General features: G+C 63.8%; 17 protein-coding genes. 11 read left to right on the top strand and 6 right to left on the bottom strand.

What is annotated here, in order from left to right; translation table 11 throughout:
* The first annotated feature begins 22 nt into the window (after positions 1-22).
* The 3 genes from pdhA (at position 23) to ACWPW0_RS17075 (ending at position 3,288) form a co-directional block, all read left to right on the top strand.
* Positions 23-1,120, top strand: coding sequence for a pyruvate dehydrogenase (acetyl-transferring) E1 component subunit alpha (pdhA, locus tag ACWPW0_RS17085; RefSeq protein ID WP_447593288.1), 1,098 nt, complete (start codon positions 23-25; stop codon positions 1,118-1,120).
* A complete protein-coding gene (locus ACWPW0_RS17080) occupies positions 1,113-2,102 on the top strand; it encodes an alpha-ketoacid dehydrogenase subunit beta (protein ID WP_454255958.1) in 990 nt (329 codons plus the stop codon). The genes pdhA and ACWPW0_RS17080 overlap by 8 nt, the downstream gene beginning before the upstream one ends.
* Positions 2,103-2,175: 73 nt before the next feature.
* Positions 2,176-3,288, top strand: a complete 1,113-nt coding sequence (locus ACWPW0_RS17075; RefSeq protein ID WP_454255957.1) for a dihydrolipoamide acetyltransferase family protein — start codon at positions 2,176-2,178, stop codon at positions 3,286-3,288.
* 443 nt (positions 3,289-3,731) lie between these two features.
* Here the strand turns inward: ACWPW0_RS17075 and ACWPW0_RS17070 are convergent, their stop codons facing one another.
* Both ACWPW0_RS17070 and ACWPW0_RS17065 read right to left on the bottom strand, forming a co-directional pair.
* Positions 3,732-4,589 carry a DMT family transporter gene (locus ACWPW0_RS17070; protein ID WP_447593282.1) on the bottom strand — a complete coding sequence of 286 codons (858 nt, stop codon included), beginning with the start codon at positions 4,587-4,589 and terminating at the stop codon, positions 3,732-3,734.
* A gap of 90 nt (positions 4,590-4,679) precedes the next feature.
* On the bottom strand, positions 4,680-4,817 hold the full coding sequence (locus ACWPW0_RS17065) for a hypothetical protein (RefSeq protein WP_447593280.1): 138 nt from the start codon (positions 4,815-4,817) through the stop codon (positions 4,680-4,682).
* A 130-nt stretch (positions 4,818-4,947) separates the two neighbouring features.
* On the opposite strand from ACWPW0_RS17065, the gene ACWPW0_RS17060 reads away from it, so the two are divergent.
* The gene (locus ACWPW0_RS17060; protein ID WP_454255956.1) at positions 4,948-5,622 is read left to right on the top strand and encodes a helix-turn-helix domain-containing protein; all 675 of its coding nucleotides are present in this window, start codon (positions 4,948-4,950) and stop codon (positions 5,620-5,622) included.
* Here ACWPW0_RS17060 and ACWPW0_RS17055 read toward each other — a convergent pair.
* Complete coding sequence (locus tag ACWPW0_RS17055; RefSeq protein WP_454255955.1) at positions 5,590-6,510, bottom strand: sterol desaturase family protein; 921 nt, start codon at positions 6,508-6,510, stop codon at positions 5,590-5,592. The genes ACWPW0_RS17060 and ACWPW0_RS17055 overlap by 33 nt on opposite strands.
* A gap of 87 nt (positions 6,511-6,597) precedes the next feature.
* Positions 6,598-6,858 (bottom strand): YebG family protein, encoded by a 261-nt coding sequence (locus tag ACWPW0_RS17050; RefSeq protein ID WP_447593274.1) that lies wholly within the window; start codon positions 6,856-6,858, stop codon positions 6,598-6,600.
* A 206-nt stretch (positions 6,859-7,064) separates the two neighbouring features.
* Between ACWPW0_RS17050 and ACWPW0_RS17045 the strand changes: the two genes are divergently transcribed.
* The 4 genes from ACWPW0_RS17045 (at position 7,065) to ACWPW0_RS17030 (ending at position 9,931) form a co-directional block, all read left to right on the top strand.
* Positions 7,065-7,544 carry a phosphate-starvation-inducible protein PsiE gene (locus ACWPW0_RS17045; RefSeq protein ID WP_447593272.1) on the top strand — a complete coding sequence of 160 codons (480 nt, stop codon included), beginning with the start codon at positions 7,065-7,067 and terminating at the stop codon, positions 7,542-7,544.
* Between the two features lie 244 nt (positions 7,545-7,788).
* Positions 7,789-8,085 (top strand): DUF3649 domain-containing protein, encoded by a 297-nt coding sequence (locus ACWPW0_RS17040; RefSeq protein WP_454255954.1) that lies wholly within the window; start codon positions 7,789-7,791, stop codon positions 8,083-8,085.
* Entirely contained in the window at positions 8,082-9,608 is a 1,527-nt protein-coding gene (locus ACWPW0_RS17035) for a PepSY-associated TM helix domain-containing protein (RefSeq protein ID WP_454255953.1), read from the top strand. Before ACWPW0_RS17040 ends, ACWPW0_RS17035 begins: the two co-directional genes overlap by 4 nt.
* Complete coding sequence (locus ACWPW0_RS17030; protein ID WP_454255952.1) at positions 9,608-9,931, top strand: DUF3325 domain-containing protein; 324 nt, start codon at positions 9,608-9,610, stop codon at positions 9,929-9,931. Before ACWPW0_RS17035 ends, ACWPW0_RS17030 begins: the two co-directional genes overlap by 1 nt.
* Positions 9,932-9,939: 8 nt before the next feature.
* On the opposite strand, the gene ACWPW0_RS17025 is transcribed toward ACWPW0_RS17030, so the two are convergent.
* Positions 9,940-10,812 carry a helix-turn-helix domain-containing protein gene (locus ACWPW0_RS17025; protein ID WP_454255951.1) on the bottom strand — a complete coding sequence of 291 codons (873 nt, stop codon included), beginning with the start codon at positions 10,810-10,812 and terminating at the stop codon, positions 9,940-9,942.
* 143 nt (positions 10,813-10,955) lie between these two features.
* On the opposite strand from ACWPW0_RS17025, the gene ACWPW0_RS17020 reads away from it, so the two are divergent.
* The 3 genes from ACWPW0_RS17020 to ACWPW0_RS17010 all read left to right on the top strand — a co-directional run bounded on the left by ACWPW0_RS17020 (position 10,956) and on the right by ACWPW0_RS17010 (position 13,344).
* On the top strand, positions 10,956-11,840 hold the full coding sequence (locus ACWPW0_RS17020) for a DMT family transporter (RefSeq protein WP_447593262.1): 885 nt from the start codon (positions 10,956-10,958) through the stop codon (positions 11,838-11,840).
* Between the two features lie 155 nt (positions 11,841-11,995).
* Complete coding sequence (locus tag ACWPW0_RS17015) at positions 11,996-12,382, top strand: PA2779 family protein (protein WP_447593261.1); 387 nt, start codon at positions 11,996-11,998, stop codon at positions 12,380-12,382.
* Positions 12,370-13,344 carry a PA2778 family cysteine peptidase gene (locus ACWPW0_RS17010; RefSeq protein ID WP_454255950.1) on the top strand — a complete coding sequence of 325 codons (975 nt, stop codon included), beginning with the start codon at positions 12,370-12,372 and terminating at the stop codon, positions 13,342-13,344. Before ACWPW0_RS17015 ends, ACWPW0_RS17010 begins: the two co-directional genes overlap by 13 nt.
* An 82-nt stretch (positions 13,345-13,426) precedes the next feature.
* On the opposite strand, the gene ACWPW0_RS17005 is transcribed toward ACWPW0_RS17010, so the two are convergent.
* A complete protein-coding gene (locus tag ACWPW0_RS17005; RefSeq protein WP_447593258.1) occupies positions 13,427-14,257 on the bottom strand; it encodes an SDR family oxidoreductase in 831 nt (276 codons plus the stop codon).
* Positions 14,258-14,333 lie beyond the last annotated feature (76 nt).

The following is a 14,333-nucleotide window of genomic DNA, read 5'->3' as shown; positions in this document are numbered from 1 at the left end:
GTGTGTCGAGAGGAAGCATGCAATGACCCATAACAAGATCGACCTTCCGTACACCCGCTATCTAGCGCCCGATGGCCGCCTCACCGGCGAGCTCCCCGCTTGGGCCGACGACTTCAACCTGCTCACCCGCCTGTACCGGCAAATGGTGCTGACCCGTCTGTTCGACCAGAAGGCGGTGGCCTTGCAGCGCACCGGCCGGATCGGCACCTATGCGCCGACACTCGGCCAGGAGGCCATTGGCGTTGCCATCGGCAGCCTGATGCAGCCTCAGGACGTGCTCGTGCCGTACTACCGCGACACCGCGGTGCAACTGATGCGCGGGGTGAAGATGGAGGAAATCCTTCTGTACTGGGGCGGCGACGAGCGCGGAAGTGTCTACGTCGACCCGGCGGTGCAGCAGGACTTTCCGCTCTGCGTGCCGATCGCTACCCAGTCGCTGCATGCCTGCGGCGTGGCCACGGCTTTCAAGATCCGTGGCGAGCACCGCGTTGCCGTGACCACCTGTGGCGACGGCGCCACCAGCAAGGGCGACTTTCTCGAAGCCCTCAACGTGGCGGGCACCTGGCAGTTGCCGGTGGTATTCGTGATCAACAACAACCAGTGGGCCATTTCCACGCCACGGCGCATCCAGAGTGGCGCGCCAAGCCTGGCGCAGAAGGCCATCGGTGCCGGCTTCCAGGGCGAGCAGGTGGACGGCAACGACATGCTCGCCGTGTATGACCGCATGCGTGTCGCCATCGAGCGTGCCCGCCAGGGCAAGGGGCCGGTGCTGCTCGAATGCCTGAGCTATCGCCTCGGCGACCACACCACCGCCGACGACGCCACTCGCTACCGCAGTGCGGATGAAGTGAAGAAGGCCTGGGAAGAGGAGCCGATCAAACGCCTGCAGACGTTCCTGGCCAGCCAGGGGGTATGGGACGAAGGCCGCGAACAGAAGCTGATTGCCGACTGCCAGGCACGGGTGCAGCAAGCAGTGGATGCCTTCGAGGGCGCCGGCACCCAGCCGGTTGAATCGATCATGGATCATGTCTATGCCACCTGGCCTGCCGCCCTGGCGGAGCAGCGCGAGATGCTGCACGAGCGTGCGACCCGTCGCGAGGGAGGTGCCAGCCATGGTTGAGGTCAAGAAGTATGCCCTGCTAGAAGCCGTGAACCTGGCCATGCACCGGGCCATGAACGAAGACGAGAACGTGGTGGTGCTGGGGGAAGATGTCGGCATCAATGGTGGGGTGTTCCGGGCCACGGCTGGCCTGCGTGACAGCTTCGGTTTCAAGCGGGTGATCGATACGCCGCTGGCCGAGACCATGATCGCCGGGCTGTCGGTGGGCATGGCCGCACAGGGCCTGAAACCGATCATGGAAATCCAGTTCCTCGGTTTCGTCTTCGCCGCCATGGAGCACCTGGTCACCCACGCCGCGCGTTTGCGCAACCGTACCCGTGGCCGGCTGAGCTGCCCGATGGTGCTGCGCAGCCCGATGGGCGCCGGTATCCGGGCGCCGGAGCACCACAGCGAAAGCACCGAGGCGATGTTCGCCCACGTGCCGGGCCTGCGCGTGGTCATCCCGTCCTCGCCGGCACGCGCCTATGGCCTGTTGTTGGCGGCCATCGACGATCCCGATCCGGTGATCTTCCTCGAACCGACCCGGCTGTACCGGATGAACCCGCAGGCGTTGGTCGACGATGGCAAGCGCTTGCCGCTCGACACCTGCTTCACCCTGCGCGAAGGCAGTGACGTGACCCTGATCAGCTGGGGCGCCAGCGTGCATGAAACCTTGCAGGCGGCTGACCGCCTGGCCGAGCAGGGTGTGTCCGCCGAAGTGATCGACGTGGCCTGCGTCAAGCCGCTGGACCTCGACACCCTGGAGGCCTCGGTGCGCAAGACCGGGCGCTGCGTGATCGTGCACGAGGCGCCGAAGTCCTGCGGGGTCGGCGCGGAGATCGCCGCCAGCCTCTACGAACGCGCGTTGCTCGATCTGCAGGCACCGATCCAGCGGGTCACCGCGCCGGACATTCCACCGCCCTTGTATCGCCTGGAGCAGCTCTACATTCCAGGCGTCGAGGACATCCTGGCGGCCTGTGACACCGTGCTGAATTTCGCCTGAGCAGAATGCGCTTCGCACCCTTTCTCCCCGTTGGGTCGAGAGCGGGGGTGAGGCGGCAGAGAGGAGAACACCAATGAAATACTTCAAATTGCCCGATCTGGGCGAAGGTCTGCAGGAAGCCGAGATCGTCGAGTGGCACGTCAAGGCAGGTGACACGGTGAAGGTCGACCAGTTGCTGGTATCGGTGGAAACCGCCAAGGCCATCGTCGATATCCCCGCGCCCTATGACGGTGTGGTCAGCAAGTGCTTCGGTGGCGAGGGCGACATCCTGCATGTCGGCGAGCCGCTGCTGGCCTACGAGGGCGAGGACGATGCCGGCACCGTGGTCGGTCGCCTCGAGGGCAGCGGGCATGCAGCCCAGGAAGACAGCTTCTTCGTCGGTGCAGCGCCGTCCACCCGCGAGCATCTTGCGCCGCGTGCCACTCCGGCGGTACGCCAACTGGCGCGCAAGCTCGGCGTGGAACTGGCCTCGCTGGCCGGCAGTGGTGCCGATGGTCTGGTCACCAGCGCAGATGTCGAGGCGGCGGCGCAGAGCGCGCGCGACAAGTTCGGCGGCGAGCGGGTACGTGGGGTACGCCGCAGCATGGCGATCAACATGGCCAAGTCGCATGCCGAGGTGGTGCCGGTGACCATTTACGGTGATGCCGACCTGCACCGCTGGGGGCAGGCGCGTGATCCGTTGATTCGCCTGGCCAAGGCCATCGCCTATGCGTGCACGGTGGAGCCGGTGCTCAACAGCTGGTTCGACGGCAAGAACCTGTCCATCCGTCAGCACGAGACGCTCGACCTGGGCATTGCCGTCGATACACCGGACGGCCTGTTCGTCCCGGTGCTGCGTGATGTCGGCACCCGTGCTGCGGCGGACCTCAAGGAGGGCATGGCGCGCTTGCGCGCGGACGTGAAGGCGCGCTCTATCCCGCCACAGGAAATGATGGGGGCGACCATCACCCTGTCCAATTTCGGCACGCTGTTCGGTCGCTATGCCAACCCCATCGTGGTGCCACCGCAGGTGGCGATCATCGGTGCCGGTGGTATCCGCGACGAAGTGGTGGCGTGGGAGGGCAAGCCGACGGTGCATCCGATCCTGCCGTTGTCGCTGACGGTTGACCACCGTGCCGCCACGGGCGGCGAAGCAGCGCGTTTCCTCAAGGCATTGGTCACGGCGCTGGAGGCGCCTGAGGGCTGACCGCGTTGGGTTGATAAACGAACGCCCGAGGCAGTGATGCCGCGGGCGTTTTTGTTTGGCTGGTCGACCGAGGTGAAAGCTGGTGGATAAGCAGAGGCTTATCCGCCCTGTGTCGGACGGCGCTGGTATCTCCCGGATGGCGGATAACTGCGAGGCATTTTCCACCGTGGCGATCAGACCTATCCCGGCGCAGACCGCCAGGGCCTGTTGACGTTTCGGCATGGATGACCGGAGCGAGGCAGTTGCGGACGCTCGACTTTGCGTTTCATGACGCGCCGGTTGGTGGGCTAAAGCCCACCCTACGCGGGGTGCCAGATCTGTAGGGTGGGCTTCAGCCCACCGTTGCGACGTCCGCAACTGCCTCAAAGAAGTCCGTTCGAAGGGCTGGGTTGGAAGTATATTTCCATCCGATTCAATACGTTGAAGCGAAACGGGAACATACCCTAGTGCTTCTGGCGAAACACCAGCGCCAAGCCCAGCAGGATCGACGCCATGCCCGCCAGGCTGAGCAGCGACATGCGGTTGCCGAGGAACAGGTAGTCCATCGCCGCCGTCACGCCCGGCACCAGGTAGAACAGGCTGGTGACGTTGACCAGGTTGCCGGCGCGGATCAGCCGGTACAGCAACAGCTGCGCCACCACCGAAATCACCAATCCGAGCCACAGCAGCGGGATCAGGAAGTCCACCGACCACTGCACCTCGAACGGTTTGAACGGCAGCAACAGTGCACAGGCACCAAGGCTCACCGCGTACTGCAGCGGCAGTGTTTGCAGCGGTGCCTGCTGCGAGCCTTTCTGCAGAATCGCCCCGACTGTCATGCAGCCCAGGGCCAGCAGGGCGAAGCTCATGCCCAGCGTGGAGAAATGCGCCAGGCCGATGCTCTGCCATACCACCAGAACCAGGCCGAGCAGTGCCATACCGAGGCCGAGCAGGCGATTCAGCGGAAAGCGCCGTTCCAGCAGCAACTGCGTAAGGATTGGCTGTACCCCAAGCAGCGTGGCCAGCACGCCAGGGGTGATGCCGTTGTCGAGGGCCAGCAGGTAGCCGATGGAGTAGCCGCCGATCAGCAGCAGGCCGGTACCAGCAGTGCGCAGGCGCGTACCCGGCTGTGGCAGCCAGGTACGGCTCCATAGGCCGAACAGGGCCAGGGCACCGAGCGCCACACTGAATCGCAGGATGAGAAAGGCCAGGGCCGAGGCGTGGTCCAGGCCGAGGCGGGCGAAGATTGCGCCGCTGCTCCAGAGCAGCACGAACAGCGAGGTCGAGGCGCAGGCGCCCCAGAAGCTTTTGTTGAAAACCATGATCGTTACCTGTCGAAAAACGCAGCAGGCTTCGTCGTTGCAAGGCAATGGTCAGGAGCAAGTCCCGGGACGAAGCGTGAGGTGAGCCGGTTAGTGGGTGGCCGGCGGTGGCGGCGTATGGCCGCTGGGTGGATCGACAGGAGGGGAGACGGAGCGCAGGGCCGGGCAGGCGTAATTACCGAACAGGTCGGTAATCGTAAAGCGGTCTGCGCGGTCGTGGAAAGGCATGGCGGGTGTCCGTTGAGCCTGGGTAGGCCGGACCAAACTAACGTTTCCTGGCGGGTCGGTCAATCAAATGGGCTGGCATCTGGTCGCCTTACAGGCTATTTCTGCACGCCTCGACAGACAGGACAAGGTCATGAACGAACCGTACTGGCAGGGCAGTCTGGGTTTGGCCCGGGATTACTGCCTGCTGGATGGCGTCAGCGGTGACGCACAGCCCCATGCCCACTATGCCCATCAACTGATGCTGGCGCCCAGTGGCACGCTGAGCCTGCTCGTGGCCGGGCAGCCACTGCAGGGACGTTGCCTGTTGGTGGAGTCGATGCAGGAACACGCGTTTGTCGAGCCAGGACAGCCGATGCTGGCGTTGTATGCCGAGCCGATGTCCTTTCCCGTTGGTGAACTGCGAGCCTGGCTGGACGACGTGCCGGCATGCCCGCAGGCACTGGTCGAACGACTGCGTGACTGGTCGCGGCCACGCCTGGACTCGCGAGTCGAACAGGCTTTGCAGGCCGTGGATGGGCTGCTGCTGGACAAGGTCAACGCCGTCACACTGGCGGCTCAGGTCAGCCTGTCGCTGAGTCAGTTAGAGCGCCTGTTCGGCGAACAGGTAGGGCTATCGGTGCGGCGTCTGGTGTTGTGGCGGCGTTTGCGTCTGGCCTTGGCCATTGCCCTGGCGGGCAACAGCCTGACCGACGCTGCACACGCTGCCGGTTTTGCCGACTCCGCCCATTTCTCCCGGACCGTGCGCAGCATGTTTGGCATTCGTGCCCAGTCGCTACGGCATCTGCGTATGCATCTGCTCGACTGAGCGCTGGAGCCCCACCGGCAGCGGTGGCGGCGCTTGGTGCCCGGTTGTGTCCCTGAATGGCTCGGCCAGTTGTGCCAGGTACTCGTCCGGGTAGTCCGGCTGGCTGCCGATGCCCAGATCATCACTGGCGATCCGGTAGTGGGGATGATGAAACGCGGTGCCGAGCAGGCGATCCCAGACGCTGAAGAACAGGGCGAAATTCACGTCGCCGGCAGTACCGTACTTGAGGTGGTGAAAGCGGTGCACGGGTGCCCAGGCCATCAGGTGGCGCAGAAAGCCGATACGCATGTCGACGTTGCTGTGTTGCAGCAGGAGCTGGATGGCCACGGCAAAGGCGAGCAGGGCGGCGATATCCACTGGCATGCCGAGCAGGATCAGCGGAGCTGTGCCGGCAAGCGCTTCGAGCGCCTGGTGCAGTGGGTGCTTCATCAGCCCGTTGAGTCCATACATGCGACGCACACTGTGGTGTACGGCATGCAGTCGCCAGAGCAGGGCACTGCGATGACTCAGCCAGTGCACCAGGGTGATGCCCAGGTCGGCCACGACGATGGCGGCCAGCACCTGTAGCCAGAGAGGCCAGGCATGCGGCCAGAGCGTGCCGATGGGCAGCAGGGCCGCGACCAGGGGAATGCTCAGTACGCCCAGGGCGTTGAGGCTTTCATTGATCAGGGCATGCAGGGTATCGCGACGTCGATCCTGGCGCGGCTGATTCCATTCGACGGCATAGGGCAGCCAGCTTTCAGCCAGCCAGGACAGGCCGATGGCGACGACCAGCAGCAAGGGCAATAGCCACAGGGTGGCGTGCAGGTAGCCGACCAGCCAGACGGCCAGGCCAATCAGACCGAGGCTGAAACAAGGGGCATAGAGGTAACGGAACAGATGACGCATGGTGCTCTCCTGAAAGCGTGGAGAGCACAGCGTGAGGCGGGCAGGGGGCGATGCGCTTGAACAAACCGCGCATGCTGCCCCTTGGCGTCAGGCTTCGGCCGTGGCGTCCAGTTCGGCCAGGGCGTCCGGCTGGTTCTTGAAGGCCTTGGCGAAGGTGTCGCGGTTCTTGGCCATGAAGATGCCGAGTTCCTCGACCTGCTGTTCGCTCAGGGAGGGCACGGCTTTCTGCAGGGCGTCGGACAGGGCCTCGGCCAGTTCCAGCATCTTGTCGTAACGATCGGCTTCGGCCTTATCCATGAACAAGCGCTCCAGATCGCGGCTGCTGCGGTACACCACTTCGACGGCCATTCATCACCTCATTCCTGTATCTGTGGAGAAACCAATACTGTATTTGCATACAGTATAAAGAGAAGTCATGACTCTGCAAGGCCTGCGCCAGACCGGTCGGTCATGTGTCGACTGGTGCGCGGAAAGCGTCAGACTGGCCTTCATTGTGCATAACCGTCATCTATCGCCGCCAGTATGGCTCGTCAAGGCCAGTCAGGAGTGACAACGTGAAACTGAAACGGGTCGAATCCCTACGCGAAGGCATGCATGCCTTGGCGCAATCTCTCGGCAACCTGCTGGTCGAGGCGTTCCACTACCTCGCGCTGTTCGCCATCGGCGCCATCATTGCCTGGGCCTCGGTCGTGGCCTTCCTCGGCATGATCGACAAGGGCCATATCACGGTCGACGATATCCTGCTGCTGTTCATCTACCTCGAGCTGGGTGCGATGGTCGGTATCTACTTCAAGACCAACCACATGCCGGTGCGCTTCCTCATCTACGTGGCCATCACCGCGCTGACCCGCCTGATGATTTCTGATGTGTCGCACCACACCAAGCCGGACATGGGCGTGGTGTACGTCTCGGGTGCGATCCTGCTGCTGGCGCTGGCGATCCTGGTGGTGCGCTTCGCCTCCTCGCGTTTCCCGGCGGTCAAGGCACCATCGCCGATAGATCGCACGCCCGGGCGTGAACCTGAGGAAGCCTGAGTTCCATGAGGTCCGTTTGCGCTGCATTCGGGCCTTGAAACCCTTCATTGCTGGGGAGTGGCCAGCGAATCTATGCCGCCTGATCTGCCGTGGGTGTGCCCGGCAGATCACGGTATGAGAGTCAGAGTCTCTGCCTCCGCTCCCTAGATCTCATTCCTCGCGCAACTATTTCTCATTACTATATGCACCCTGTTCTGATCGGTCGCACCCCGGGACCGACAGACACGGAGCAGTCGAGTCGACCGTGAGCACACCCACATCCTTTCCGCGCTGGCGCATGGCCTCGCGCATCCTGGCCGCTATCGTCGGTGGTTATGCACTGGCTTACGGCAGCACGGCGTTCCTCTCCGTCTACCTGCCGCTGGCGCGTCCTGACCGCGTCGTGTTCGCCAGCCTGCTGTGCTTCGCCGTGTGGACCGCTGCCGCGATCTATGCGTTTGCGGCACGCAGTACCGGGCGCAGCTGGTTGTTGCTGATCGGGCTGACCACCGTCCTGTGCCTCGCCGCTTTCCTGCCCGGCGAGTTGAGGGTGCGCCCATGAGCCTGCGCCAATCCATGGCCGGCCTGCACACCTGGGGTGGTCTGCTGCCGAGCTGGCTACTGTATGTGATCATCTTCGCTGGCACGCTCGCCTGTTTCGACAAGGAGCTGAACAACTGGATGCGCCCGGCGGTGCAGCAGACGAGCACGGCGAGCATGAGCGCGGACGAAGTGCGTGCCTGGCTGCAAGCCAACGTGAAGGAGGACTTGCATGCGTTCTGGATGCATGGGCCGACCGTGCGTGAGCCTTACTGGAAGCTGGGCTGGGAAGTCGACAATAGCGAAAGCACGCATCAGGTCGCCCTGGACCCGAAAACCCGCGAACCAGTCCCGGACACCGTAGGTGGAGACTTCTTCTTCACCCTGCATTACAACCTGCACAGTGGGTTGATCGGCATGTATATCGTCGGCTTGGCCGGCATGTTCATGCTGGTGGCGCTGGTGTCTGGCGTGATCATTCATCGACGCATCTTCAAGGACTTTTTCACCCTGCGCCCCTCTGCCAATGGGCAGCGGGCCTGGCTGGATGCGCACAACCTGTTCGGCGTGGTCGGCTTTCCTTTCCATCTGGTGCTGGCCTACACCGGCGTGGCGATATTCGTCGCCTCCTACATGCCTGCGGGTGGCCAGGTGGCCTACAAGGGTGATATCCAACACTTCTTCACTGAAGTGATGGGCGGTTTCAATCGTGAGGGTGTGCATCAGCCTGGGCCCGAGCCGCGCTCGCTGGATGCCTTGATCGAACAGTCCCGGCAGCACTGGGGCGGCGTCGAAACCGGCTGGGTGAGTGTGGATCATCCGGGCGATCTGGCATCGGTAGTGAATATTCGCCCCTATGACACTTCACGCATCCGTCTGCCGCAGAGCACACTGACCTACGACGCTGGCACTGGCGAATTGCTCAATGAACAGAAACCGTCGATGGGCTACCGCGCCTTTGGCTGGCTCAGTGGATTGCACATGGTGCAGTTCGGTGGCTCGCTGGTGCGCCTGCTCTACCTGCTGCTCGGCCTGGCGGGCTGCGCCATGCTGGTGGGCGGCATCAATGTCTGGCTGGCCAAGCGCGAAGCGCGTGGTGGCGCCGGGATTGCCGTGGTCAGGGCGTTGAATGGTGCCGTGTTTGCCGGTCTGCCATTGGCCAGCCTGGCGCTGCTATGGGGCAATCGGCTGATTCCGGCCGGTACGCTCGAACGTGCCAATGCCGAGGGCTGGGTATTCGCTGGGAGCTGGTTGCTGATCGCCGGCTGGTCGTTCCTGCGGCGCAACCGGCCACGCGCCATGCTGCGGGATGTGCTGGGGTTGGGGAGCGTCCTGGCCCTGGGGTTGCCGCTGCTCAATGTGTTCCTCACCGAGCAGCGTGATCTGTTGGCAACACTGTATCGCGGGGACTGGAGTCTCGCCGGTATTGACCTGTTCCTGCTGTTGGTGGGCCTGCTCTGCGCGTTGTTCGCCTGGCGTTACCAGCAGCCGACGGTGCAGGCCGCGCCGCGCCGACGGGTACGGGTTGTGGAGGGGAGCGTCTGATGGTGCTGCTCGGTTTCGCCTGCAACTACCTGGCAATGCTGGCGCTGTGTCTGGCCATGCCGCGTCACCACAAGCTGCTGTTGCAGAAAGAGCCGGCAGCGGCTCTCCAGCACTTGCTACGAGGAGTGGCGATTGGCGCACTGGTCGTTGCCCTGGCCCTGTGCGTGCGTGAGCTGGGTGGCGAGATTGGCACGCTGATCTGGTTCTGCCTGCTGATGCTGGCCGGTTGGTTGCTGGTCGGCCTGCTGGCCTGGCGGGCACGCTGGGTTTTCCGGATGGCGGCAGTGCTGCCGGTGGTAAGTGGTGTGCTGCTGGTCCTCTGATTCGACATTCAACCCGATACGCTGCGCAGCAGGCTCGGTGCGCCACCGAATGCCTGCCGGAAGCGATTGCTGAAGTGGCTGGCACTGGCAAAGCCGCAGGCCATGGCGATGTCGCCCAGGGCCATCGTGCTGTGTTGCAGCAGATGGTGCGCGCGAGCCAGGCGTCGTTGCAGCACGTAGCGGTGTGGCGGCATGCCGAAGCTGCTGCGAAACATGCGGGTGAAGTGATATTCCGATAGCGCGGCCAGTTGAGCCAGTTCACCCAGGCTCAGCGGCGCGGCCAGGTTCTGTTCGATGTAGTCGAGCAACTGCCGGCGCAGGTAGGGCGCCAGCCCGCCTTTGACCTTGAGACCGTGACGCAAGCCAGCCTGTGTCAGCAGGGCATGGTCGATCATCTCGTGGGCCACGCTGCTGGCCAGCATGCGCTCGGTGGGCTCGTTCCAGTTCAGGTGCACCAGATGGCGAAAGCGCGTGGCTTGTTCGGCATCGTCGAGGAAGGTGCTTTCGCGCAATGCCAGTTCGCGGGGTTCGCGGTCGAGCAGGGCGATGGCGCCGGCGGTGAAGCGCTCCGGGCTGATGTACAGGTGGGCCAGGCGAATCTGGCCGTTGATCACCCAGGACGATTCATGGCCCGCCGGCAGGATGCACAGCTTGCCCGGCGCGCCCTTGCTCGAAGGCTGCTCGCGGCGGAAGGTGCCGGTGCCATCCGCCAGGTAGCAGGACAGCGTGTGGTAGCTGGGCCCCTGATACTCGCGGGCATCGTGGTGATTGCTCCACAATGCAGCGGCCATGCCATCACCCAGCTCGACCCTACGCTCGAGACGGGCATGGGGCGAGTTGCTGAGTGATTGGAAAACCTGGTGCTGGTCGAGGACGGCCATGGCGGATCACCGTGAGCGGATACCCGTCATCCTAGCGCGTGTGGGCAGTCGCGTTGATCGGCAAGGATAAATAAGCGCAAGTTTGTGCAAGTGGTTCGCCGGTGACTCAAGGAGACTGATGGTCTCTCCCCCGGAGCCTGGCCATAAACCTGTCGTTGTACCTGCTTACCGTACTGATCTGGGGTACCACCTGGATCGCGTTGAAGCTGCAACTCGGAACGGTGGCGATTCCCCTGTCGATTGCCTACCGCTTCGCCCTCGCGGCGCTGGTGCTGTTCGTCGTCCTGCTGCTCAGTCGCCGCCTGCAACGGGTCGACAGGCGCGGACAACTGATCTGCCTGGCCCAGGGGCTGTGCCTGTTCTGCCTCAACTTCATGTGCTTCTACACGGCCAGCCAGTGGATTCACAGCGGCTTGATCGCCGTGGTGTTCTCCACCGCGACACTGTGGAATGCGCTGAATGCGCGGGTGTTCATGGGCCGACGCATCGCCACCAACGTGCTGCTCGGTGGCGGGCTGGGCCTGCTCGGGCTAGGGCTGCTGTTCTGGCCCGAGTTGAGCGGCCACACGGCCAGCCATGAGACGTTGCTGGGGCTGGGTTTGGCATTGATCGGCACCCTGTGCTTTTCCGCCGGCAATCTGCTCTCCAGCCTGCAGCAGCAGGCGGGCCTCAGGCCGCTGACCACCAATGCCTGGGGCATGCTCTATGGGGCGCTGCTGCTGACCGGTTATTGCCTGGTCGCCCAGGTACCGTTCACCTTCGACAGCAGCACTCGCTATGTCGGCTCTCTGCTGTACCTGGCGATTCCCGGTTCGGTGATCGGCTTTACCGCCTACCTGACCCTGGTCGGTCGTATGGGGCCGGAGCGGGCGGCCTATTGCACCGTGCTGTTCCCGGTGGTGGCGTTGAACATTTCGGTCTTTGTCGAGGGCTACCAGTGGACGCTGCCGGCGTTGCTCGGTCTGGGGCTGGTCATGGCCGGTAACGTGCTGGTGTTTCGCAAGCCGGCGGCTGCGGCCGTGCGCTGAATGCACGAACGCCAGCGCGAGGCTGGCATTCAGGTCGCACCGGACAGTGGTGGGTACGCAGTACTTGACCCGTTGGGCGATATGGTTGAACCCCTCGCGCGCCAAGGGGGTCAAGACCTGTGTGAACCCCCAATAACAACGATGGAGTCACCACCATGTTCAAGCGCCATATGGCGGCCTTTCTGGTCGCGTTGCATGTGATTTTCGTTGCTCAAATCCCCATGGCCAATGCCGCGATGATCGGCACGCCACAGGTGCTGCACGAGCAGCAGCAACAGGTCGATCGCCAACAATTGCTGAGCATGCTGGATGATCAGCAGGCACAGCAGCGGCTGCAGGAAATGGGTGTCGACCGTGAGCAGGTCGAGGCACGCATCAACAGCCTGACGCCTGCCGAGCTGGCGCAGTTCAACGAACGCCTGGCCAATGAGCCTGCAGGTGCAAGCGTCGCGGGTGTGATCGTGCTGTTTCTGCTGGTGTTCATCGTCACCGATATTCTCTGCGTGACCGATATCTTCAGCTTCATCAAATGCCTGCGCTGACGGGCTGGCCGGTGCGGCAGGCTCTGCTCGCACTGGTCCTGATTCTTGGCGGTTGCGCCAGTCAGGTGCAACTGCCGGCCCAGAGTGAGCGATTGCCCTCGCGCGTCGAACTCACCGAGGTGCCTTTCTACCCGCAGGACGAATACCAGTGCGGCCCGGCGGCACTGGCGACCATGCTGGTGCAGCGCGGCGTTTCGACATCGCCCGAGCAGCTCAAGCCGCAGGTGTACCTGCCGCAGCGCAAAGGCAGCCTGAAGTTGGAGCTGGTTGCTGCGGCCCGGCAGCATGGGATGCTGGTATACCCGCTACAACCCAATCTGGATGCGCTGCTGACCCAGGTAGCCGCGGGCAATCCGGTGCTGGTGATGCAGAACCTGGGCTTCGACTGGTACCCGCAATGGCACTTCGCGGTGGTGGTCGGCTTCGACCGCAGCAAGCGCGAGCTGGTGTTGCGTTCCGCCACGGTGGAGCGTTGGACCACCGACTTCACCAGCTTCGACAAGACGTGGGCGCGCGCCAAGCGCTGGGCTGTGTTGACCCTGCCACCCGACCGCCTGCCCCAGGAAGCGCAATTGCAGCCTTGGCTGCAGGCCGCCAGTGACCTGGAGGAAACCGGGCGACGGACCGATGCCGAGCGTGCCTATCGCACGGCAGCCGAGCACTGGCCCGACGAGGCGATGCCGGCACTGGCGCTGGGCAACGCGCGCTATGCCGAGGGTGACCGTGTCGGAGCAGAAGCGGCGTTGCGCGACAGCATCCATCGCCAACCGGATTTCACCGTTGGCTGGTTCAACCTGGGTGAGTTGCTCAATGAACGGGGCTGCCCGCAGCAGGCCGCCGTGGCACGCACCTGTGCACAGCAACTGGCGCCAGACGATGCACGCTTCAAGGCGCCGCTGGGTGCCAGCGCCAAGGCAGCCAATGGCAGTTGCACGGCGCTACCGCAATGCCCCGCACTGTGAAGTAGGGCGTGCGGCGCGCACCAGGCCTTTATCAGGCTGATGGTGCGCGCATGCTGGGCGTACCACGCCCCTGCGCTGAAGCTTAAAGCTGTACGTTGAGGCCGAAGCGCTTGCGCAACATGCCATCGAGCAGGCTTTGCGGAAGCCAGCGCACCATCCATGGGTACTTGCTGCTGCCATTGCCGATCCGCATTAGCTGTGGACGTTTGCTGCGCTGTACACCAGCCAGAAGTTCAGCGGCGAATTCGCTGGCTGGGGTGGCGTTTTCCTGCGAGGCATTGGCCCGCGCGCGGATACCGTCGCGGATCGGCCACCAGGGCGAGCGTTCGCTGATCACCTGTTCTGCCGCCTGGGTGGCGTTGTTGCCGAAGCTCGACGCGATCGCCCCCGGCTGCACTTCCATGACGTCCACGCCGAAGGGCGCCAGTTCCATGCGCAAAGCGCGCGACAGTACATGCACCGATGCCTTGGAGGCGCAGTAGGCGCCGGCAAACGGAGTGATCAGGACGCTGGAAATGCTGCTGATATTGACCACCAGGCCACGGCTTGCACGCAGCAGCGGGAAGCAGGCCCGGGTCAGTTCGATCAGGCTGAACACGTTGGTCTCGAACTGCTGGCGCAGCACGGGCGCGCCGCCGTCGAGCAGCGGCCCCATGGCGCCATAGCCGGCATTGTTGATGAGGATATCGAGACGCCCGGCTTCAGTCTGCAGGCGGCTGGCAACCTGTTGCAGCGCGTCGGCATCGTTGACGTCCAATGGCACGGCGGTGAAGCCGGCGGCGGCAAGGGCATCCAGGTCCTGCGGTTTGCGCGCGCAGGCCCAGACCTGGTAACCGGCTGCCTTGAAGGCATCTGCCAGGGCGCGGCCAATACCGCTGGAACATCCGGTGATGAGGACGACGGGTTGACTCATGCTGCTGTGCTCCTTGTGTGACCGATGGAGGCATCCTACACAAGGACGGGCACTTGGCTATGACCTGACGGGCCAA

This window comes from Pseudomonas sp. Marseille-Q8238 (assembly GCF_965111915.1).
This window is presented reverse-complemented; position numbering and strand designations above follow the sequence as displayed.